The sequence below is a fragment of the Streptomyces sp. NBC_00102 genome, from assembly GCF_026343115.1.
GTDB lineage: Bacteria > Actinomycetota > Actinomycetes > Streptomycetales > Streptomycetaceae > Streptomyces.
On the sequence record NZ_JAPEMC010000001.1, the window covers coordinates 744,382 to 766,617 of the forward strand.

Annotated in this window: 18 protein-coding genes; 5 read left to right on the forward strand and 13 right to left on the reverse strand. The window is 70.8% G+C overall.

The genetic code is table 11. The features are described 5' to 3' along the window. Positions 1-264: 264 nt before the first annotated feature. Together pafA and OHA55_RS03345 are read right to left on the reverse strand one after the other, a co-directional pair. Positions 265-1,626, reverse strand: a complete 1,362-nt coding sequence (gene pafA, locus OHA55_RS03340) for a Pup--protein ligase (RefSeq protein WP_266702607.1) — start codon at positions 1,624-1,626, stop codon at positions 265-267. Positions 1,627-1,635: 9 nt separating this feature from the next. Continuing rightward, on the reverse strand, positions 1,636-2,898 hold the full coding sequence (locus tag OHA55_RS03345) for an MFS transporter (protein ID WP_266702609.1): 1,263 nt from the start codon (positions 2,896-2,898) through the stop codon (positions 1,636-1,638). A 175-nt stretch (positions 2,899-3,073) separates the two neighbouring features. On the opposite strand from OHA55_RS03345, the gene OHA55_RS03350 reads away from it, so the two are divergent. Further along, positions 3,074-4,147 carry a LacI family DNA-binding transcriptional regulator gene (locus tag OHA55_RS03350; RefSeq protein WP_266702611.1) on the forward strand — a complete coding sequence of 358 codons (1,074 nt, stop codon included), beginning with the start codon at positions 3,074-3,076 and terminating at the stop codon, positions 4,145-4,147. A gap of 99 nt (positions 4,148-4,246) precedes the next feature. On the opposite strand, the gene prcA is transcribed toward OHA55_RS03350, so the two are convergent. The 5 genes from prcA to arc form a co-directional block, all read right to left on the reverse strand. Further along, positions 4,247-5,032 (reverse strand): proteasome subunit alpha, encoded by a 786-nt coding sequence (gene prcA, locus OHA55_RS03355; RefSeq protein ID WP_266702613.1) that lies wholly within the window; start codon positions 5,030-5,032, stop codon positions 4,247-4,249. A 64-nt stretch (positions 5,033-5,096) separates the two neighbouring features. Further along, positions 5,097-5,945 (reverse strand): proteasome subunit beta, encoded by an 849-nt coding sequence (gene prcB, locus OHA55_RS03360; RefSeq protein WP_266702615.1) that lies wholly within the window; start codon positions 5,943-5,945, stop codon positions 5,097-5,099. A gap of 336 nt (positions 5,946-6,281) precedes the next feature. Further along, positions 6,282-6,500 carry a ubiquitin-like protein Pup gene (locus OHA55_RS03365; protein WP_266702617.1) on the reverse strand — a complete coding sequence of 73 codons (219 nt, stop codon included), beginning with the start codon at positions 6,498-6,500 and terminating at the stop codon, positions 6,282-6,284. Between the two features lie 128 nt (positions 6,501-6,628). Next, positions 6,629-8,140, reverse strand: a complete 1,512-nt coding sequence (dop, locus tag OHA55_RS03370; protein WP_266702619.1) for a depupylase/deamidase Dop — start codon at positions 8,138-8,140, stop codon at positions 6,629-6,631. Between the two features lie 280 nt (positions 8,141-8,420). After that, complete coding sequence (gene arc / locus OHA55_RS03375; RefSeq protein ID WP_266702621.1) at positions 8,421-10,187, reverse strand: proteasome ATPase; 1,767 nt, start codon at positions 10,185-10,187, stop codon at positions 8,421-8,423. A gap of 241 nt (positions 10,188-10,428) precedes the next feature. Between arc and OHA55_RS03380 the strand changes: the two genes are divergently transcribed. Continuing rightward, positions 10,429-10,740 (forward strand): ferredoxin, encoded by a 312-nt coding sequence (locus OHA55_RS03380; RefSeq protein ID WP_266702623.1) that lies wholly within the window; start codon positions 10,429-10,431, stop codon positions 10,738-10,740. Between the two features lie 27 nt (positions 10,741-10,767). Here OHA55_RS03380 and OHA55_RS03385 read toward each other — a convergent pair whose 3' ends face one another. From OHA55_RS03385 to OHA55_RS03395, 3 genes are all read right to left on the reverse strand, one after another. Further along, a complete protein-coding gene (locus OHA55_RS03385) occupies positions 10,768-11,355 on the reverse strand; it encodes a hypothetical protein (protein WP_266702625.1) in 588 nt (195 codons plus the stop codon). 309 nt (positions 11,356-11,664) lie between these two features. Continuing rightward, positions 11,665-12,597, reverse strand: coding sequence for a tRNA (adenine-N1)-methyltransferase (locus OHA55_RS03390; RefSeq protein WP_266702627.1), 933 nt, complete (start codon positions 12,595-12,597; stop codon positions 11,665-11,667). A 77-nt stretch (positions 12,598-12,674) separates the two neighbouring features. Continuing rightward, positions 12,675-13,919 carry a site-2 protease family protein gene (locus OHA55_RS03395; protein WP_266702629.1) on the reverse strand — a complete coding sequence of 415 codons (1,245 nt, stop codon included), beginning with the start codon at positions 13,917-13,919 and terminating at the stop codon, positions 12,675-12,677. A 112-nt stretch (positions 13,920-14,031) separates the two neighbouring features. Between OHA55_RS03395 and OHA55_RS03400 the strand changes: the two genes are divergently transcribed. Beyond that, positions 14,032-14,943, forward strand: coding sequence for a RecB family exonuclease (locus OHA55_RS03400; protein WP_266702631.1), 912 nt, complete (start codon positions 14,032-14,034; stop codon positions 14,941-14,943). 10 nt (positions 14,944-14,953) lie between these two features. Then, a complete protein-coding gene (locus OHA55_RS03405) occupies positions 14,954-15,625 on the forward strand; it encodes a response regulator transcription factor (RefSeq protein WP_266702633.1) in 672 nt (223 codons plus the stop codon). Positions 15,626-15,755: 130 nt separating this feature from the next. Here OHA55_RS03405 and OHA55_RS03410 read toward each other — a convergent pair whose 3' ends face one another. From OHA55_RS03410 to metH, 3 genes are all read right to left on the reverse strand, one after another. Beyond that, complete coding sequence (locus tag OHA55_RS03410; protein ID WP_266702634.1) at positions 15,756-16,196, reverse strand: glutaredoxin domain-containing protein; 441 nt, start codon at positions 16,194-16,196, stop codon at positions 15,756-15,758. A gap of 265 nt (positions 16,197-16,461) precedes the next feature. Further along, complete coding sequence (locus OHA55_RS03415) at positions 16,462-17,178, reverse strand: HAD family phosphatase (protein WP_266702636.1); 717 nt, start codon at positions 17,176-17,178, stop codon at positions 16,462-16,464. Positions 17,179-17,343: 165 nt separating this feature from the next. Beyond that, entirely contained in the window at positions 17,344-20,856 is a 3,513-nt protein-coding gene (gene metH / locus OHA55_RS03420; RefSeq protein ID WP_266702638.1) for a methionine synthase, read from the reverse strand. Between the two features lie 247 nt (positions 20,857-21,103). On the opposite strand from metH, the gene OHA55_RS03425 reads away from it, so the two are divergent. Next, the gene (locus OHA55_RS03425; RefSeq protein ID WP_266702640.1) at positions 21,104-21,868 is read left to right on the forward strand and encodes an IclR family transcriptional regulator; all 765 of its coding nucleotides are present in this window, start codon (positions 21,104-21,106) and stop codon (positions 21,866-21,868) included. Positions 21,869-22,236: the final 368 nt, after the last annotated feature.

The following is a 22,236-nucleotide window of genomic DNA, read 5'->3' on the forward strand; positions in this document are numbered from 1 at the left end:
GTTCCTCAGATCTCAGACGACACGGTCATGGGTCCCGGACACCTTACGGCCTTCCCACGGCGCGAAGCCGGTTCGCGACGCACCGCGACGCGGCCCGGCCGGTCGTCTCCCCCCTGCGTGCGACCGCCGGGCGCCGCGTACGGCGTGGTGTTCGAGTACGCGGCGTGCCGGCGACGGGCGCACGGACAGGCCCCGGAACGGGTGTTCCGGGGCCTGTCCGTCGGAGCCCGACGACGCGGCGGAGCCGGCGCCGCGCGCGGGACCTCACATGCCCGCGATGAGCTTCTCCACCCGGTCGTCCACCGACCGGAACGGGTCCTTGCACAGCACCGTGCGCTGCGCCTGGTCGTTGAGCTTGAGGTGGACCCAGTCGACGGTGAAGTCCCGCCGCTGCTCCTGCGCCCGCTTGATGAAGTCCCCGCGCAGCCGTGCCCGGGTGGTCTGCGGGGGCACGGACTTGCCCTCGAAGATCTTCAGGTCGTTGCAGATACGGGTGGCCTGGCCCTTGCGCTCCAGGAGGTAGTACAGCCCCCTGCGACGGTGGATGTCGTGGTAGGCGAGGTCTATCTGAGCCACCCTCGGGTGCGACATGGTCATGTTGTGCTTGGCCCGGTACCGCTCGATGAGCTTGTACTTCATGACCCAGTCGATCTCGGTGGCGATCTTGTCGAGGTCCTCCGCCTCGATCGCGTCCAGGGTGCGGCCCCAGAGTTCGAGGACCTGGTCGACGGTGCCGGTGCGGATGCCCCGGCGTTCGACGAAGTCGACCGCCTTGTCGTAGTACTCGCGCTGGATCTCGATGGCCGACGCCTCACGGCCGCTGGCCAGGCGCACCTTGCGCCGGCCGGTGGTGTCGTGACTGACCTCGCGGATGGCCCGGATCGGGTTCTCCAGCGTCAGGTCGCGCATCACCGTGCCCGCCTCGATCATGCGGAGCACGAGGTCGGTGGCGCCGACCTTGAGCAGCATGGTCGTCTCGGACATGTTGGAGTCGCCGACGATGACGTGCAGGCGGCGGTAGCGCTCGGCGTCCGCGTGCGGTTCGTCGCGGGTGTTGATGATCGGACGGGAGCGCGTGGTGGCGGAGCTGACGCCCTCCCAGATGTGCTCGGCACGCTGGCTCACGCAGTAGACCGCTCCGCGCGGGGTCTGCAGGACCTTGCCCGCGCCGCAGATCAGCTGCCTCGTGACGAGGAACGGAATGAGGATGTCCGCGAGCCGGGAGAATTCCCCGTGCCGGGCCACGAGGTAGTTCTCGTGGCAGCCGTAGGAGTTGCCCGCTGAGTCGGTGTTGTTCTTGAAGAGATAGACGTCGCCCGCGATTCCTTCCTCGTGCAGGCGGCGTTCGGCGTCGACGAGCAGACCTTCCAGAATGCGTTCGCCTGCCTTGTCGTGGGTGACAAGCTCAGTGAGGTTGTCGCATTCGGGAGTTGCGTATTCCGGATGCGAACCCACGTCGAGGTAGAGGCGGGCGCCGTTCCGCAGAAAGACATTGCTGCTGCGGCCCCATGACACGACACGGCGGAAGAGGTAGCGCGCCACTTCGTCAGGTGACAGTCGGCGCTGTCCCCTGAACGTGCACGTGACGCCGTACTCGTTCTCCAGCCCGAAAATGCGGCGGTCCATGACTGAACATTACGCCTTACGGCGTGAGCTGAAACCGGGTTCGACAGCTCCGTTTCGATCATTTTCCCGACCGGCCGCGACGACGCGCTCACGTGCCGGAACTGCGAGGACCTTTCCGGTGGCCAGCAGAACCACCAGGGCGGCCGCTCCGCCCGCTCCGGCGACGGCGAAACTCCAGGAGGTCCCGCCCAGTTCGACGGCGGGCCCCGCCAGGGCCGTTCCGGCCGCCGCTCCCACGCCGATGGTGGTCACGAGCCAGGAGAACGCCTCGGTCACGGTGCCCCGGGGCGCGTGCCGGTCGACCACGATGAAGGAGCAGGCGATGGCCGGCGCGAGGAACACCCCGGCGAGGGCGGCGAGCGCCGTCATCGCGACCACGCCGGGCGTCAGCACCAGCGGCAGGTAGCCGAGGGCGAGCAGCGCGACGATAGCGCGGAGCCGGCGCTCGGGGGCACCGGCCCACTGCCGGGCCCCGTACACCGAACCGCCGATCAGCGCGCCGAGCCCCAGCGCCGCCATCAGCCAGCCGTACACGGACTCGCGGCCCTGGTCGTCGGCGTAGGCGACGCCCGCCACGGTGATCGAGCCGAGAGCGATCCCGACGAAGAAGAGCGAGCCGAGGAGGGCGAGGAGCCCGGGCGAGCGCAGGGCGCCGAGCCAGTGGGCCTCGCGGGGTGCGGAGCGCCAGGTGCGGGAGGGCTCGGAGAGGATCACCGAAAGCGCCCCGAGGACTCCGGCGGCGTTCACGACGAGGAGGGCCACCGCGGGCGACCAGAGGGACACCAGCAGGGTCACCAGCAGCGGCCCGGCGGTGAACATGACCTCCTGGGCGACCGCGTCCAGGGCGTAGGCGCGGTGCACCCGCTCCTCCCGCTGCCCGAGTACGGACGGCCAGAGGGCGCGCAGTCCGCCCTCCAGGGGCGGGGTGAACACGCCGGAGACGATGACCGCCGCGTAGGCGAGCGGCAGCGGATCCAGACCCGTGAGGGCCAGCAGCACCATGCCGAGGGCGGAGACGACCGCCGCCGGGAGCTGCACGCGCGGCTGGCCGTAGAGGTCCACCGCCCGCCCGAGGAGCGGCTGCCCGACCGCCGTGGCGAGGCCGTACGCGGCGGCGAGGCCGCCGGCCAGTGTGTAGCTGCCGCCCTCGGCCCGGGTGAAGAGCACGATCGCGATGGGGGCGATGCCGTTCGGCAGCCGTCCGATCAGGGTGCCGGTGAGCAGCCGGGCCGCGTGCCGCTCCCGGAGGATGTCCAGATATCCCGCGGCCATTCCCGCCCCTCTCCCCCGGTCCGGGCCCGAGCCCGCCCGAGGTTTTACGTATAACTTCGAGGTTCATACGTACCATGTGCGCAGTCCGCCGGTCCACCGCGCGGCGCAGGTCGCCGTACCGCCGTACGCCGCCCGGCGGACTCGTCCAGCACCGCACCACCCGCACGGAGGCACAGTGAGCAGCCCGTCCCAGCCGGCCCCGGCCCGCCCCACCAGCCGGGACGTGGCGCGGGTCGCGGGGGTGTCGCAGGCGACGGTCTCCCTGGTGCTGGGCGGCAAGTGGACCGGCCGGGTCTCCGACGCCACCGCCGAGCGGGTCCGGGCGAGCGCGCGGGATCTCGGTTACCGCCCCAACCTCGCCGCCCGCAGCCTGCGTATGGGGAAGACCAGGACCGCGCTGCTGGTGGTGCCCGCGCTCACCCACGAGTTCTTCGCCCGGGTCTACACGGGCGCCGCCTCGGTCGCCGCCGACCACGACTTCGGGGTGGTGCTCTACCCGTCCCCCGACGGCACCGGCCCGGCGAAGGACCCCTTCGCCAGCGCCCGCGCGGCGCTCGACGGGGTGATCGCCTCGTCCATGGCGACGGAGGCCCTCGGGGCGCTGGGAGACACGGAGTTGCCACTGGTGATGCTGGACAGCGACCCGTCCGCCCCGGGAGCCGCGGCCGGGGTGAACCTCGACATCGCCGACGGGATGCGTCAGGTGGCGGAGCATCTGCTCGCCCTCGGCCACCGCCGTTTCACGCACGTGGCCGCCGCCGTCGACTCGTGGACCTTCGCGGAGCGCGCCCGTGCCCTGCGCGAGGCGCTCGCCGCCGTGCCCGGCACTTCCCTGCGTACGGTCGCCTCGGCGCTGGAGGTCTCCGGCGGGCTGCGGGCGGCCGAGGCGGCGCTGACCGCGCCGGGGCCCCGGCCGACCGCGCTGGTCTGCGACGGGGACGTGCTGGCGGCGGGCGCGTGCAAGGCGGCGAGGCGCCTCGGCCTGCGGGTCCCCGACGACCTGTCGGTGTCGGGCTTCGACGACCTGGCGCTCGCCACCGCGGTGGAGCCCGAGCTGACCACGGTGGCGCTCCCCGCCGAGCAGGTCGGCGAGCGGGGCATGAGCGCCCTGATCGCCGTGCTGGAAGGCCGCCCCGTCCGCACCGGCAGCCTGCCGGTGGAGCTGGTCGTACGCGGCTCCACCGCCCCGCCGCCCACGGACGGCTCGCGGTTGACGGCTGACGGCTCACGGCTCACGGCTGACGGCTGACGGCTGACGGCTGACGGCTGACCGCTCACACGACCGTGCCCCGGGCCCCGCGTCCGGTGGACGGGGGCCCGGGGCACGGTCACGGACCGGCCGCCGGGACTACTCCTCGGCGGACCCGCTCGACTCCTCGGACTCGGTCTCCTCCGTGTCGGACGGAGCGTCCGTGGGGGTGGTCGCCGCGGCGCCGTCGGCCTCCAGCAGCCGCGCGAGCTGCCGTCCGACGATCCGCTTGAACTTGCGCTGCTGGGGCCGGGTCCGGTCCAGCACCGCGACCTCCAGCCGCTCCGCGGGAATCTCCCGCTCGCTGCCGTTGGGGTCGCGGGAGAGCGCCTGGACGGCGAGCTTGAGCGCCTCGGCGAGCGTCATGCCGTCGCGGTGCCGCTGGTCCAGGAAATTGCTGATCTGCTCGGCGTTCCCGCCGACCGCGACCGATCCGTGCTCGTCGACGATCGAGCCGTCGTGCGGCAGCCGGTAGATCTGGTCGCCCTCGGGCTCGGCGCCCACCTCGGCGACGACCAGCTCCACCTCGTACGGCTTCTCGGCCGCGCTGGAGAAGATGGTGCCGAGCGTCTGCGCGTAGACGTTGGCCAGCCCACGGGCCGTCACGTCGTCGCGGTCGTAGGTGTATCCGCGCAGATCGGCGTAGCGCACCCCGCCGATGCGGAGGTTCTCGTACTCGTTGTACTTGCCGGCGGCGGCGAAGCCGATCCGGTCGTAGATCTCGCTGAACTTGTGCAGCGCACGGGACGGGTTCTCGCCGACGAACACAATGCCGTCGGCGTACTGCAGCACAACCAGGCTGCGACCGCGGGCGATGCCTTTGCGGGCGTATTCCGCCCGGTCGGCCATGGCCTGCTGGGGTGAGACATAGAACGGCGTCGACACCGGCTATCCGTCCCTTTCTGTCAGTGAGGAGTGCATCTCGAAGTCCCCGGAACTCCGGGCCGGATCAGAGCAGAGCCGCGCGCGGGCCGTCGGGGTGCTCGAGACGGCGCTCCAGGATCTCCCGGGCGATCGCCGAGGACTCGCCGTCCGACAGCCGGCGGAAGCCCTCCTCGGTGATGACGGTGACGATCGGGTAGATGCGGCGCGCCACGTCGGGGCCGCCGGTCGCGGAGTCGTCGTCCGCGGCGTCGTACAGGGCCTGGACGACCAGGGTGAGCGCCTGGGACTCCGTCAGGTCCTCGCGGTAGAGCTTCTTCATGGAGCCGCGGGCGAAGAGCGATCCGGAGCCCGTGGAGGCGTATCCGGCGTGCTCCTCCGAGCGGCCTCCGGTGACGTCGTACGAGAAGATCCGGCCCCGGCCCTTGTCGACGTCGTAGCCGGCGAAGAGGGGGACGACCGCGAGTCCCTGCATGGCCATCGCGAGGTTGCCGCGGATCATCGTGGAGAGGCGGTTGGCCTTGCCCTCCAGGGAGAGCTGGGCGCCCTCGACCTTCTCGAAGTGCTCCAGCTCCAGCTGGAAGAGCTTGACCATCTCCACCGCGAGACCGGCGGTGCCCGCGATACCGACGGCGGAGTACTCGTCGGCCGGGAACACCTTCTCGATGTCGCGCTGGGCGATCATGTTGCCCATCGTGGCCCGCCGGTCACCGGCGAGCACCACGCCGCCGGGGAACGAGGCCGCGACGATGGTCGTCCCGTGCGGCGCCTCGACGGCGCCCTTGAGGGGCGGGAGGTTCCGGTTGCCCGGAAGCATCGCGGGTGCGTGGTCGGACAGGAAGTCCATGAACGAGGACGAACCCGGCGTCAGGAACGCAGCTGGTAGACGCCCGGTGTGACGAGTGTTGGCTTCCACGCGTTTCCCTCCAGGTATGCATGCGACGGCCCGCCGGGGTCGGGATGGACGCCCGATGCGCCGATGGCCGGTGTGCGGTTGAAGCACGGTACGTCACGGACCCTACCCGCCCGGTGGCGGTGATCCACCTGTGCGGGTGAAGCGGCCGGCGGTCCTGCCCGTCGCCCGGCCGCTCCCCCGCGACGGCCCTGCCGCCGCCGGTGACCTCCCGGTCAGCGGCGGCGTGCGTCAGCGAAGCCGGTCCGGCGGTTCAGGGCGCCGGGCGCCCGCTCACCGCCGGTGGCCACCACACGGAACACGTGTCCGGAACGCTGTCCGGAACGGAGTCCGCGCGGACTACTCCCCGCCCTTCTGTACGAAGCTCCGCACGAAGTCCTCGGCGTTCTCCTCCAGGACGTCGTCGATCTCGTCCAGGACCGAGTCGACGTCGTCGCTCAGCTTCTCCTGGCGCTCCTTGAGGTCCTCCGAAGCCTGCGCTTCCTGCGCCTGCTCCTCGGTCTCCTCGGTGGAGCGCGTCGCCTTCTGCTGTCCGCCGCCGGTGTCCTTGGTCGCCATCTAGCTCACCCCGCTCGGTTCGAAGCATTCGAAGCTCTTGATCAGACCCTACCCACGGGGTCCGACATCGGCCCGGTACTTTTCCAACGTCCGGGCCCTGTCCCGATCATTCCCCTCCGGCGGCCCGTTCAGCCGCCGGACAGCACCCGGACCAGCTCTTCCGCCGTGCGGCAGCGGTCCAGGAGGTTCTTGACGTGCTCCCGCGTCCCGCGCAGCGGCTCCATGGTGGGCACCCGTTGCAGAGAGTCATGGCCCGGCAGGTCGAAGATGACCGAGTCCCAGGAGGCGGCGGCCACGTCGTCCGCGTACTGCTCCAGGCAGCGGCCCCGGAAGTAGGCCCGGGTGTCCTCCGGAGGCTGCGTACGCGCGCGGGAGACGTCGTCCTCGTCCAGCAGGCGCTTCATCCGCCCACCGGCCACGAGCCGGTTGTAGAGCCCCTTGTCGGGCCGTACGTCCGCGTACTGGAGGTCGACCAGGTGCAGGCGTGGGGCGTCCCACTCCAGGCCGTCCCGGCGGCGGTAACCGTCCATGAGGGCCCGCTTGGCCACCCAGTCCAGCTCCCCCGACAGGCTCATCGGGTCGTTCTCCAGGCGGTTGAGCGTGTCCTCCCAGCGCACCAGGACGTCCCGGGTCTGTTCGTCGGCGTCGGCGCCGTACCGCTCCTCGACGTACTTGCGGGCCAGCTCGAAGTACTCCATCTGGAGCTGCACCGCGGTGAGTGTCCGGCCGCTGCGGAGCGTGATCAGACGCTGGAGGGACGGGTCGTGCGAGACCTGGTGCAGGGTCCGTACGGGCTGGTCGACGGCGAGGTCGACGTTGATGAACCCGTCCTCGATCATCGAGAGGACCAGCGAGGTGGTGCCGAGCTTCAGATAGGTCGAGATCTCGGAGAGGTTGGCGTCGCCGATGATGACGTGCAGCCTGCGGTACTTCTCCGCGTCGGAGTGCGGCTCGTCGCGGGTGTTGATGATGGGGCGCTTGAGCGTCGTCTCCAGCCCCACCTCCACCTCGAAGTAGTCGGCGCGCTGGCTGAGCTGGAAGCCGTGGTCGCGGCCGTCCTGCCCGATGCCGACCCGGCCGGCTCCGGTGACGACCTGACGGCTGACGAAGAACGGGGTCAGGTGGCGCACGATGTCCGAGAAGGGGGTGTCCCGTCTCATCAGGTAGTTCTCGTGCGTGCCGTAGGAGGCGCCCTTGTTGTCGGTGTTGTTCTTGTAGAGGTGGATCGGCTGGGCGCCGGGAATGGCGGCGGCCAGTTCGGCGGCCTCGGCCATGACGCGCTCGCCGGCCTTGTCCCAGAGGACGGCGTCCCGGGGATTGGTGATCTCCGGGGAGCTGTACTCGGGGTGCGCGTGGTCGACGTAGAGGCGGGCGCCGTTGGTCAGGATGACGTTGGCCAGGCCGATGTCCTCGTCGGTGAGCTGGCTGGAGTCGGCGGTCTCGCGGGCGAGGTCGAAGCCTCGCGCGTCCCGCAGCGGATTCTCCTCCTCGAAGTCCCAGCGGGCACGGCGCGCCCGGTGCATCGCCGCCGCGTAGGCGTTGACGATCTGGGACGAGGTGAGCATGGCATTGGCGTTGGGGTGGCCGGGGACGGAGATTCCGTACTCCGTCTCGATGCCCATTACTCGCCGTACGGTCATGCGGCCCTCCTTGCCCGGCGCCGTCCCCTCCGGGAACGGCGCTCAAGTACCGCTGCTTGTCCGGTTGAGTGCGCGGTCGTCCGGCCCCGCACTGCGCGGTCGGCGGTACGTCAGAGCCTAGAGCGCCTCCGCCCCGGTGGGGAGATCCATTACGTCTTTGTTCTGATGCGGCGCGGATGCGGCGCGGATGAGGTGCGGAAACCGCGCGGATAGGGCGGCGGCTCCGGGGAAAACAGCCGGCTGCGGTTGCCCGGTGGGGCAGCCGCAGCCGGTCCGCTCGTTACAGGTACTGCCCGGTGTTCGCGACCGTGTCGATGGACCGGCCGGTGTCCGCGCCCTGCTTTCCGGTGACGAGCGTGCGGATGAAGACGATCCGCTCGCCCTTCTTGCCGGAAATCCTGGCCCAGTCGTCCGGGTTGGTGGTGTTGGGCAGGTCCTCGTTCTCCTTGAACTCGTCCACGCACGCCTGGAGGAGATGGGAGACGCGAATGCCCTTCTGGCCTTCTTCGAGGAATGCCTTGATGGCCATCTTCTTCGCCCGGTCGACGATGTTCTGGATCATCGCGCCCGAGTTGAAGTCCTTGAAATAGAGGACTTCCTTGTCACCGTTGGCGTAGGTGACTTCGAGGAAGCGGTTCTCCTCGGACTCCGTGTACATCCGCTCCACCACGGACTGGATCATGGCGTGGGAAGCGGCGGCCTTGGAGCCGGCGTGCTCGGCCAGATCGTCCGAGTGCAGCGGGAGCGACGCGGTGAGGTACTTCGCGAAGATGTCCTTCGCGGCCTCCGCGTCCGGACGCTCGATCTTGATCTTCACGTCGAGGCGGCCGGGCCGGAGGATGGCCGGGTCGATCATGTCCTCGCGGTTGGAGGCGCCGATGACGATGACGTTCTCCAGCCCTTCCACACCGTCGATCTCGGCGAGCAGCTGCGGGACGATGGTGTTCTCCACGTCCGAGCTGACGCCGCTGCCACGGGTGCGGAAGAGGGATTCCATCTCGTCGAAGAAGACGATGACGGGGGTACCCTCGCTCGCCTTCTCCCGGGCACGCTGGAAGACGAGGCGGATGTGCCGCTCGGTCTCACCGACGTACTTGTTGAGGAGTTCGGGGCCCTTGATATTGAGGAAGTAGCTCTTCCCCGCGGGCTGACCGGTGACCTCGGCGACCTTCTTGGCGAGCGAGTTGGCGACTGCCTTGGCGATGAGCGTCTTGCCGCAGCCGGGCGGACCGTAGAGCAGGATGCCCTTCGGGGGACGGAGTTCGTGTTCCTTGAAGAGGTCGGGGTGGAGGTACGGGAGTTCGACCGCGTCGCGGATCAGTTCGATCTGGTCGCCCAGGCCGCCGATCTTGTCGTAGTCGATGTCCGGGACCTCTTCGAGGACGAGTTCCTCGACCTCGCTCTTGGGCACCACTTCGTAGACGTAGCCGGACCTGGGTTCCAGCAGGAGCGCGTCGCCGGGGCGGATGGTGATGTCGAGCAGCGGCTCGGCGAGCCGCACCACCCGTTCCTCGTCGGTGTGCCCGACCACCAGGGCTCGCTCGCCGTCCTCGAGGATCTCCTTGAGGGTGACGATGTCCCCGGCCCGCTCGAATTCCATGGCCTCGACCACGTTGAGCGCTTCGTTGAGCATGACTTCCTGGCCTCGACGGAGGCCTTCGAGCTCGACGCTGGGGCTGACATTCACCCGGAGCTTGCGGCCCCCGGTGAAGATGTCGCAGGTGCCGTCCTCATTGGCCTGCAGGAACACGCCGAAACCGGCGGGCGGCTGCGCGAGCCTGTCGACCTCCTCCTTGAGGGCCACGATCTGGTCGCGGGCCTCTCGGAGCGTATGGGCGAGCCGTTCGTTCTGTGCGGTAACACCGGACAGACTGGTCTGCAACTCGACGACCCGCTCTTCGAGAATTCTCGAATGACGCGGAGAGTCGGCGAGCTTGCGTCGCAGGACGGCGATTTCCTGCTCAAGATAGGCGACCTGGCCCGACGGGTCTTCTGACCCCCGCCCGGGCCGGATGCCGCGGTTGATGTCGTCGTCGTGGGCTGCCACGGTCCTCACCTCCTCCAAGGGGAGCTGGACGCTTCCTGACCCTACCTGCGTGGGTGGTGATTGAAACCCCTAGATCACAAAGACCGCGGGGTGTGTCCGATCTTCACCCTTGCTCTCCCCCTCGTGCCAAGGGAATACCCACCCTTGGGCACCCGAAAGCAGCCAGTTGTATCGTCGAACCGTTCAACACCCGTCAGGGCTGGCTTCAATTGGTTGAGATACGCAGGGATCGGCAGGACACATGACCGTGCAGCAGGACTCGCCCGGCGCGAGCGACACCGAGGATCTGGAGGTCTGGATCGACCAGGACCTGTGCACGGGCGACGGGATCTGCGTCCAGTACGCCCCCGAAGTCTTCGAGCTGGACATCGACGGACTCGCTTACGTGAAGAGCGCCGACGACGAGCTGCTCCAGGAGCCGGGCGCCACCACGCGGGTCCCGCTGCCCTTGCTGACCGACGTGGTGGATTCGGCCAAGGAGTGCCCCGGCGACTGCATCCACGTACGTCGGGTTTCGGACAGCGTCGAGGTCTACGGACCCGACGCGGCCTGACCGTCGCGGGCGGGTGCCCGGGGCCGGTCAGACGCCGGCGTCGGACTTCGCGACGGACCGCAGGAAGGCACCGCCCGTCCAGCGCCAGGTGGTCTCCTCGCGCTGGTCGGGGCAGCACTGGGGGACCGCGTCCGAGGAGTAGCCGAGTGTCGTCGCGGAGACGACGGCGTTCTCCACGGCGAGTTCACCGACCGTCATGCGCTGAGCGGGGTCCACCAGGGTCGCCACGACCCGGGGTGCGGCCCCGCTTCCGTGCGTCAGGACGTAGAGGCCGTCCGGCGGCGTGCCCGAGCCGGCCGCGCAGTGCACGGCCACCACGGTCTCTGGTTTCCCGTCGCCGTCCAGGTCGCCGCGGGCCTGCCGTCCGACGGTCTGGCCCACGCTTCCGCAGACCAGCGGGAAGACCACGCCGGTCGGGTCGGGGGCCCCGGCGGTGACCCGGGGAGCCGGGGTACCGGCCGGAGCGGCGGTCGCCGCCGACGCGGTCGCGGCCGGGTCGCCGGGCTGCAGCACACCGGCGACGGCGACGGTCGCGAACACCGCGGCGGCGGTGGCGAGCCAGTGCATCGTCCTGGAGTCGTTGTGCGCGAGGTCCGGGAGCACGGAGGGCTGCACGCGGTCTGTCTCCTGATGTTTCCGGGGAGCATGTGGAACGTCCCCGCCGGGCATCGGCGGCAGGGGGTGGCCAGCATCGTGCCACACCTCACACGGGCGGGAAACAGCGGGGTGCGCGGCAGCTCGCGGACCCGACCGGAAGGCGCGGCCGGCGCGCACGGGGGCCGCCGCGGAGATGTACGAAGGGCGCCGCCGCCCCGCCTGCCCGGGTCGGTCCGGGAGGGCGGGGCGGCGGCGCCCTTCGCTGTACCGCGGCCGGTTCGTGGTGGTCGGTCACCACGGGCCGGCAGCGGTCGTCAGGCGCGCACGTCAGGCGCTGTCTTCGGCCGCCGTCGCACGGTCGGCGGAGGCGTTCCGGGTGGCGCCGGGGCCGTCGTAGTCGTCGCCGTAGGCGCCCTTGGAGGGACGGCGGCGGCGCATCGGGGGCTCGACCCCGTCGGCCAGGCGGCGGGCGGTCACCAGGAAGCCGGTGTGACCGATCATCCGGTGGTCCGGGCGGACCGCGAGACCCTCGACGTGCCAGTTGCGGATCATGGATTCCCACGGCTGCGGCTCGGCGAAGCAGCCGATCTCGCGGAGGGACTCCACCGTGCGCGAGAGCTGGGTGGTGGTGGCGACGTACGCGCAGAGGATGCCGCCGGGCACCAGCGCCTTGGAGACGGCCTCCAGGCACTCCCACGGGGCGAGCATGTCCAGGACGACCCGGTCGACCTCGGTGTCCGAGAGGTTGTCCTGGAGGTCGCCGACGGTGAGCTGCCAGGCCGGGTGCGGACTGCCGAAGTAGCGCTCCACGTTCTGCTGGGCGATCTCGGCGAAGTCCTCGCGGCGCTCGTAGGAGTGCAGCATGCCCTGCTCGCCGATGGCGCGCAGCAGGAAGGTGGAGAGCGCGCCCGATCCGACGCCTGCCTCCACGACGCGGGCACCGGGGAAGATGTCGGCGAAGGCCAGGATCTGGCCCGCGTCCTTGGGGTAGACCACGGCGGCGCCGCGGGGCATGGAGAGGACGTAGTCGGGGAGCAGGGGGCGCAGCGCGAGATAGGCGACGTTTCCCGTGGTACGGACAACACTGCCCTCGGGAGCACCGATCAGCTCGTCGTGCGGGAAAGAACCCTTGTGGGTGTGGAAGTTCTTTCCGGCTTCGAGCGTGAAGGTGTGGTGGCGTCCCTTGGGGTCGGTGAGCTGTACTTGGTCCCCGACCTTGAAGGGCCCACGTCGGCGGGCGGCACCGGTCGGTTCAGACATGTGACCAGCGTACCGGTGATTCCCGGGCCGAATTCCGCCGGTCGACGGCCGGACCGCCTCCGCCCCGGGGGCTTCTCTCAGGACCCCGGACGCCTCATGGCCGCGAGGAAGGCGCGTTCGACGTCGGTCGTGGAGAGCACGCCGTAGACCGCGCCGGTCTCCTCCACGACGAGGTACTCGGTCGCGGGGGTGGCGCGCAGACGGTCGAGGAGCTCCTCGCCGGCGAGCTCGGCGGGGACCCGCATGCCCTCGGTGAGGTCCTGGGCGAGGCCGCCGACGGCGACCCAGGGGCGGCGGTGCTCGGGGACCCCGCCGATGGCGGACTCCCTGACCAGGCCCTTGGGAGTGCCCTCCGGGTCGACGACGACGAGGGCGCGGGCGCCCGCGTCGTTGGCCCGGCGCAGCGCTTCGGAGAGCGGGGTGGCTGACTCCACGGGTACCGCGCGGCGGGTGAGGGTGCGGGCCCGGAGCTCGGGGAGGTGTTCACGCAGGCGGGCCATGCGCAGGCTGTTGCCCGCACCGGTCCAGATGATGCCCGCGAGGATGGCGGCGAGCAGGGCGTCGGTGACGGTCTCCATCCCGCCGACCTCGGCGGCGGAGTCCCCGCTGTGCGTCAGCAGCGGCAGGCCGATGAGTACGGCGACGGCGAGGGCGCGCCCGACCCAGGCGGCGACGACGGTGCCGCTCATGGGCTTGCCGGTGATCTTCCAGACGACGGCGCGCAGCATGCGCCCGCCGTCGAGCGGCAGGCCGGGCAGCAGGTTGAAGACGGCGACGATGAGGTTGGAGATCATCAGGCCGGCGAGCAGGACGCCGGGGACGGTGCCGGACTCCACGAACTGCATGGAGAGATAGAACACCCCCGCCAGGACGAGGGAGAGGAGCGGCCCCACGAAGGCGAGGACGAACTCGCGCCCCGGGGTCTCGGTCTCCTTCTCGATCTCCGAGACACCACCGAAGAACTGGAGCTGGATGCGGCGCACCGGCAGCTTGTACCGGAGGGCCGCGACCGTGTGCGCGAGTTCGTGCACCAGGACGGAGGCGTAGAAGACGATCGCGAAGAAGAGGGCGACCAGGTAGCGGGCTCCGCCCAGCTCGGGCAGGACGCGGTCGAGCTGGCCTCCGAAGACCCAGGTGATGAGCGCCGCGACGACGAACCAGCTGGGGGCCACGTACACGGGCACGCCGAACGGGCGGCCCATCAGCAGGCCGCCGCCGGGTCCGGCGGGGCGGCGGGGGCGCTCCTTGCCCGGTCCGGGGTTCTTTCCCCCCGCGCCGGACTGCGGGCGTCCGCCGTCGCCGCTCTCGTCGCTCTCGTCCACTGGGTCCTTCCGTCCGGGGCGTACGAGTCGATCGTGTCGATCATGCAGTGCCCGAGGCTCTGCCGTCGATGGTATGCCGCCCGCTGTCAGTGGCGGGTCGTAGGGTCTGGGCATGACCTCCGCACCCCGGCCCCCCGCGCCGCCGTCCTCCCTGTCGCCGTCGCGGGCGAACGACTTCATGCAGTGCCCTTTGCTCTACCGCTTCCGGGTCATCGACAAACTGCCGGAGAAGCCGAGCGAGGCGGCCACCCGGGGAACCCTGGTGCACGCGGTGCTGGAGCGGCTCTTCGACGCGCCCGCGGCGGAGCGTACGGTGCCGAGGGCGCGGGCCCTGGTGCCCGGACAGTGGGACCGGCTGCTGGAGTCGAAGCCGGAGCTGACGGAGCTCTTCGCCGAGGACACCGGGGGCGAGCGGCTGGCCGGGTGGCTGGGCGAGGCGGAGCGGCTGGTTGAGCGGTGGTTCTCGCTGGAGGACCCGACGCGGCTGGAGCCGGTCGAGCGCGAGATGTTCGTCGAGACGGAGCTGGAGTCGGGGCTGCGGCTGCGCGGGGTGATCGACCGCGTCGACATCGCGCCGACGGGCGAGGTCCGGATCGTCGACTACAAGACGGGGAAGGCGCCGCGTCCGGAGTACGCGGAGGGCGCGCTCTTCCAGATGAAGTTCTACGCGCTGGTGGTCTGGCGGCTCAAGGGTGTGGTGCCGCGACGGCTCCAGCTGGTCTATCTCGGCAGCGGTGACGTCATGACGTACGACCCGGTCGTCGCGGACCTGGAGCGGGTGGAGCGGAAGCTGCACGCGCTCTGGGAGGCGATCCGGCTGGCGACGGAGACCGGGGAGTGGCGGCCGAGGCCGACCAAGCTCTGCGGCTGGTGCGACCACCAGGCGGTCTGTCCTGAATTCGGCGGGACTCCCCCGGTGTATCCGCTCCCCGTGGTGCTGCCGCAATCCCGTGAGGATGGGGCGGGCAGAATGGGGCCGGTGGGGGCCGACGCCGGTCGGCCCGCGGCCCCAGACGGTCCCTGAGGAGTTTTTCGTGGCAATCCGCGTCCTGCTGGTCGACGACCAGCCACTGCTGCGCACCGGCTTCCGGATGATTCTGGAGGCCGAGGGCGATCTCGCGGTGGTCGGCGAGGCGGGTGACGGACTCCAGGCCATCGACCAGGTCCGGGCGCTCCAGCCGGACGTGGTGCTGATGGACATCCGGATGCCGCGGATGGACGGGGTGGAGGCGACCCGCCAGATCACCGGTCCGGACCGGGACGGCCCGGCGAAGGTGCTGGTCCTGACGACCTTCGACCTCGACGAGTACGTCGTGGAGGCGCTGCGCGCGGGGGCCAGCGGATTCCTGCTCAAGGACGCCCCGGCCAACGAGCTGTTGCAGGCGATCCGGGTGGTGGCCGCGGGCGAGGCGATGCTCGCGCCGAGCGTCACCCGGCGGCTGCTCGACAAGTACGCCGACCACCTCCCGTCCGGCGAGGAGCCGGTCCCGGACGCGCTGCACCGGCTGACCGACCGCGAGGTGGAGGTGCTGAAGCTGGTGGCGCGTGGTCTGTCGAACGCGGAGATCGCGGCGGACCTCTTCGTCAGCGAGACGACGGTGAAGACGCACGTCGGCCATGTGCTGACCAAGCTCCAGCTGCGCGACCGGGTGCAGGCGGCGGTGTACGCGTACGAGAGCGGGCTGGTCCGGCCGGGGGCGCAGTAGGCCGGGTCGCGGTGGGCCCGAGGTGCCCGGGCGGGCCCTCCGGCACACGGCCGGGGTTCCCGGCCTGTCGTCCCTCGGCCTCTTCCCGCCGGGGTTCGCGGGTGCTTCGGGCGGGAGGCACGGCCTTCGGTCACGTGAGGGGAGGGAGCTGTGCGCGCACCCAGGAGGGATCGGGATTGGTGTGCGGCCGGCCCGCCACGAGGACGGTCGGCACGGTTTCGTCACCGTTGTTGGCCGCCCTGACCACCGCCGCTCCTGCCGGGTCCCGCCAGATGTTGACCCAGTGCATCCGGCGGGCGCTGCGGCCCAGTCGTACACGCAGGCGTATGCAGTAGGTGCAGCCCGGCCGCCAGAAGACGACCGGCCGGCCGTCGACCGCGCTGCGGCGTTGTGCCTCCTGCGCGCCGGCCGATCTCGGGAAGATCAGGGGTGAGGTCGCGCCGGCGAGCGCCAAGCACACGAGCAGGAGTACGGCGGCCGTTCCGGGACTGCTCCCGTCGAACAGCGGTCCGGCGGCGGCGGCTGAGCCGCAGAGCACCAGCAGCGTCGGCAGGGTCCAGGCGCGCGTCATGGCAGTGCAGACTACCGGTCGGCCGACGGGCTTCTCGCGTGCGGACGCTCCGAGCGGAGCGCCCTCGGCCCGGAGCGGTCCCGGGGCCGCGTCCGCTCGGAGGCGCTCTCCGGGGCCGGAGGACGGCGGAAAGGGGCTCGTGCCTGCCGCTCCCGCCCCGCTCGGGGTCACCGCGAGGCCGCACCGGGTCCGCGCCGTCCAGGAGGGCGGCGGGTCGGACCCTCGCGCTCCTCCGCCCCGGTCCGCCGGGAGGGCGTGAGAGAGCTCAGAACCGGTTCCCGTCCCGGTGGTCCAGCACCAGCTTCTGCAGGAAGGCCAGGTCGACCTCTTCCAGCGAGCCGACGACCACGCGTCCGGGAGCCGGTGCGATGGGCGCCACGGAGGGTACGGCCACGACCCGGCATCCGGCGGCTTCCGCCGAGGCGACGCCGGTGGCGGTGTCCTCGATGACGGCGCAGCGGGCGGGGTCGGCGCCGAATCCGGCGGCGGCGGCGAGGTAGGGGTCGGGGTGCGGCTTGGTGCGGGTGACCTCGTCCCCGGCGACGGTCAGCGCGAAGTGGTGGTGGCCGATCGAGTCGAGGACCCGGTCGATGATCCGGCGGTGCGAGGCGGAGACGAGGGCGGTCGGGACCGCGTGGGCGGAGAGCTCCGCGAGGAGCCGGGCGGCGCCGGGCATGAGGGGCACGCCCCGGCCGATGCGCTTCTCGAAGCGGTCGTTCAGCAGGACGGTGAGCTCCTCGATCCCGATGTCCGCTCCGGTCACGTCGATGAGGTAGCCGGCGCTGCGGGTCATCGGCCCGCCGACGACCACCTCGCGCCAGGACTCGTCCAGCCGGTGGCCGAGGTCGGCGAAGACCTCCACCTCGGTGTCCCACCAGAAGCCCTCGGAGTCGACCAGGGTGCCGTCCATGTCGAGAAGGACGGCCTGCAGGGTGGCGCCGTCGGCCGTGCGGGTCAGGGACGCGGGGACCGTACTCGTCATGCGGCACACCTTCCGTGAGGGACGAGAAGGCCGGCCGTCCTTCCGGAGAAGGGCGACCGGCCTGCACTGGACCGACAAGTCTACGACTCGTCCGTCGTTCGCGCGGTGAACGGTCTCCGGTGTTTTCCCGGCGGGGGGACGTCGGGAGGGTGCCGGAGAGCCGCGTCAGCGCGCGTTGAAGTACTTCGCCTCGGGGTGGTGGATGACGATCGCGTCCGTGGACTGCTCCGGGTGGAGCTGGAACTCCTCGGAGAGGTGGACGCCGATGCGCTCCGGCTGGAGCAGGTCGGCGATCTTGGCCCGGTCCTCAAGGTCGGGGCAGGCGCCGTAGCCGAGGGAGAAGCGGGCGCCGCGGTACTTCAGAGCGAACATGTCCTCGACGTGGTCCGGGTCCTCGCCGGAGTAGCCGAGCTCGGAGCGGACCCGGGCGTGCCAGTACTCGGCGAGGGCCTCGGCGAGCTGGACGGAGAGGCCGTGCAGCTCCAGGTAGTCGCGGTAGGCGTTGGCCTCGAAGAGTTTGGCGGTCTCCTCACCGATCCGGGAGCCCACGGTGACGACCTGGAGGCCGACGACGTCCTTCTCGCCGGACTCCTCCGGGCGGAAGAAGTCGGCGAGGCAGAGGCGGCGGCCTCGGCGCTGGCGGGGGAAGGTGAAGCGGGTGCGCTCGGAGCCGTCCTCGTTGAGGAGGATCAGGTCGTCGCCCTTGGACACGCAGGGGAAGTAGCCGTACACCACGGCGGCTTCCAGCAGGTTCTCGGTCTGGAGCTTGTCGAGCCAGCCGCGCAGGTGCGGGCGGCCCTCGGTCTCCACGAGTTCCTGGTAGGTCGGGCCGTCGCCTGCGCGGGCCTCCTTGAGGCCCCACTGGCCCTTGAAGAGCGCGCCCTCGTCGAGCCAGGAGGCGTACTCCTTGAGCTGGATGCCCTTGACGACGCGGGTGCCCCAGAACGGCGGGGCGGGTACCGGGTTGTCGGTGGCGACGTCGGAGCGGACGCCGGCCTCGGGCTCGCTGACCTCCAGGACGGCGGTGTCGCGCTTGGGGACCCGGCGCTGCTTGAGCTCGGGGAGGACCGCTCCGGGGACGCCGCGCTTGACGGCGATGAGGGCGTCCATCAGCCGCAGGCCCTCGAACGCGTCGCGGGCGTAGCGGACCTCGCCCTCGTAGATCTCGTGCAGGTCCTGCTCGACGTAGGCCCGGGTGAGGGCGGCTCCGCCGAGGATCACCGGGTACTGGGCGGCCAGCTTGCGCTGGTTCAGCTCCTCCAGGTTCTCCTTCATGATCACGGTGGACTTCACCAGGAGACCGGACATGCCGATGACGTCCGCGCGGTGCTCCTCGGCGGCTTCCAGGATCGCGGAGACCGGCTGCTTGATGCCGATGTTGACGACGTTGTAGCCGTTGTTGGAGAGGATGATGTCGACGAGGTTCTTGCCGATGTCGTGGACGTCGCCGCGGACGGTGGCCAGCACGATGGTGCCCTTGCCCTCCGCGTCGGACTTCTCCATGTGCGGTTCCAGGTAGGCGACCGCGGTCTTCATGACCTCGGCGGACTGGAGCACGAACGGCAGCTGCATCTGGCCGGAGCCGAACAGTTCGCCGACCACCTTCATGCCTTCGAGCAGGGTGTCGTTGACGATGTCGAGGGCGGGGCGGGTCTTCAGCGCCTCGTCGAGGTCGGCCTCCAGGCCGTTCTTCTCCCCGTCGATGATGCGGCGCTGGAGTCGCTCGTCGAGCGGCAGGGCGAGCAGTTCCTCCGCCTTGCCGGCCTTCATCGACTTCATGTTGACGCCCTCGAACAGCTCCATGAGCCGCTGCAACGGGTCGTAGCCTTCGGCGCGGCGGTCGTAGATCAGGTCGAGCGCGACCTTGACCTGCTCCTCCTCCAGGCGGGCGATCGGCAGGATCTTCGAGGCGTGCACGATGGCGGAGTCGAGTCCGGCCTTGACGCACTCGTCGAGGAAGACGGAGTTCAGCACGACGCGGGCGGCCGGGTTGAGGCCGAAGGAGATGTTGGAGAGGCCCAGCGTGGTCTGGACGTCGGGGTGCCGCTTCTTCAGTTCGCGGATGGCTCCGATGGTGGCGATGCCGTCCTTGCGGGACTCCTCCTGACCGGTGCAGATGGTGAAGGTCAGGGTGTCGATGAGGATGTCCGACTCGTGGATGCCCCAGTTGCCGGTGAGGTCCTCGATGAGCCGTTCGGCGATGGCGACCTTGTGCTCGACGGTGCGGGCCTGGCCCTCCTCGTCGATGGTGAGGGCGATCAGCGCGGCGCCGTGCTCGGAGGCGAGCGCGGTGACCTTGGCGAAGCGCGACTCGGGCCCGTCGCCGTCCTCGTAGTTCACGGAGTTCAGCACGGCGCGGCCGCCGAGCTTCTCCAGGCCGGCCCGGAGCACGGGCACCTCGGTGGAGTCCAGCACGATCGGCAGGGTGGAGGCGGTGGCGAAGCGGCCGGCCAGCTCCTCCATGTCGGCGACCCCGTCGCGGCCGACGTAGTCGACGCAGAGGTCGAGCATGTGCGCGCCCTCGCGGATCTGGTCGCGGGCCATCTCCACGCAGTCGTCCCAGCGGGCTTCCAGCATGGCCTCGCGGAACTTCTTGGACCCGTTGGCGTTCGTGCGCTCACCGATGGCGAGGTACGAGGTGTCCTGACGGAACGGGACGGTCTGGTAGAGCGAGGCGGCCCCGGGCTCGGGGTGCGGGTCGCGGACGGTGGGGACGACGCCGCGGACACGCTCGACGACCTGGCGCAGGTGTTCGGGGGTCGTACCGCAGCAGCCGCCGACGAGGGAGAGGCCGTACTCACGGACGAAGGTCTCCTGGGCGTCCGCGAGCTCGCCCGGGGAGAGCGGGTAGTGAGCGCCGTTCTTGCCGAGGACGGGGAGACCGGCGTTGGGCATGCAGGAGAGCGGGACGCGCGAGTGCCGGGCGAGGTAGCGCAGGTGCTCGCTCATCTCGGCGGGGCCCGTGGCGCAGTTCAGACCGATCAGGTCGATACCGAGAGGCTCCAGGGCGGTGAGGGCTGCGCCGATCTCGGAGCCGAGGAGCATGGTGCCGGTCGTCTCGACGGTGACGGAGACGATCACCGGAAGGTTCGCACCGGTGGCTTCCAGGGCGCGGCGGGCGCCGATCACCGAGGCCTTGGTCTGCAGCAGGTCCTGGGTGGTCTCCACCAGGAGGGCGTCCGCGCCGCCCGCGATCAGGCCTTCGGCGTTCTGCTGATAGGCGTCGCGGAGCTTGCCGTACGGGGCGTGCCCGAGGGTCGGCAGCTTGGTGCCGGGGCCCATGGAACCGAGGACCCAGCGCTGCTGACCGGTGGAGGCGGTGAACTCGTCGGCGACCTCGCGGGCGATGCGCGCACCGGACTCGGAGAGCTCGAAGACCCGTTCGGGGATGTCGTACTCGCCCAGGGCGGCGAGGTTCGCGCCGAACGTATTGGTTTCGACACAGTCCACGCCGACCGCGAAGTACTCCTCGTGCACGGAGCGCACGATGTCGGGGCGGGTGACGTTGAGGATCTCGTTGCAGCCTTCGAGGTCCTGGAAGTCTTCGAGCGTGGGGTCCTGGGCCTGGAGCATGGTGCCCATGGCTCCGTCGGCCACGACCACACGGGTGGCGAGTGCTTCGCGGAGTGCGTCAGCCCTGCTCGGGCTGGCGGCGGAAGGGGTCGGCAACGAGGCCATGGATGATCTCCCAGGGATGCGACGGCTGTCGGCTTTGCGCACTTCCTGCAGAAGGCGCACCCGGCCAGCGTAGCCCGCTACCGGTGACCCCTGTGCGGGCGTCCCACCGACCGGACTGCATGCTGTGGCGGAAAAGGTGCGGCGGGGAAGCGACGGAACACCGCCCCACACCCCGCGCGGAGGTCGGCATCGGCCGATAGTGTTCAGCATTGTCGAACCGAGTGGACGAGTGGAGGAGTACGGCGCGATGGCCAAGAACATCCAGTCGCTGGAGCGGGCGGCGGCGATGCTGCGCCTGCTGGCGGGCGGCGAGCGCCGGCTCGGCCTCTCCGACATCGCCTCGTCCCTGGGACTCGCCAAGGGGACGGCCCACGGCATCCTGCGCACCCTGCAGCTGGAGGGCTTCGTCGAGCAGGACCCGGCGTCCGGCCGCTACCAGCTGGGCGCGGAGCTGCTGCGCCTGGGCAACAGCTATCTGGACGTGCACGAACTGCGCGCCCGGGCCCTGGTCTGGACCGACGACCTGGCCCGGTCGAGCGGCGAGAGCGTCCATCTCGGGGTGCTGCACCAGCACGGGGTCCTGATCGTGCACCACGTGTTCCGGCCGGACGACAGCCGCCAGGTACTGGAGGTCGGCGCGATGCAGCCGCTGCACTCCACGGCGCTGGGCAAGGTGCTCGCCGCGTTCGACCCGGTGGCGCACAGTGAGGCGCTGGACGGTGAGCGGCGCTCGTTCACCGCCCGCACGGTCACCGGGCAGGACGCGTTCGAGGAGACGCTCTCGCTGACCAGGGCGCGCGGCTGGGCCGACGACGCGGAGGAGACCTGGGAGGGGGTGGCGGCCGTCGCGGCCCCCATCCACGACGGACGCCGGATGCCGGTCGGCGCGGTGGCGGTGACGGGCGCGGTGGAACGGCTGCGCCCGGAGGGCGAGCTGCGGCCCGAGCTGATCGCGGCGGTGCGCGACTGCGCCCGTGCGGTCTCCCGCGACCTGGGGGCCGGCCGCTTCTGACCGCGCGGCGGCGGCCCCCGGCCGCCGCCTGCCACCCTCGCCCCGGGGGCCGCCGCCGCACCTCCGAGCCCGCCCGCAGCCGTCCCGGCCGGGCGGGCTTCCGCATGCCCTCCCGCCGGGGGTGCCGCACCCGGTCCCGTACGCCGGGCGCTCTCCGGCGGAGCGCGACACGGGCTCGGAGTCGTATGCCACACCCCCTTGACGCCCGCCTTCGCGGAGCGAAACACTGCCGTTCACCGGTCGGCATTGCCGAACGCCTCGCGACCATAGGCGTTAAGGTGTGGCAATGCCGAGGGCCGGTCAAGCCCTTGCAGATGGCGCCTCCCTCTGGGAGAGGGCGTCATCTGGGGCGTGTACCCCCGGAGGGA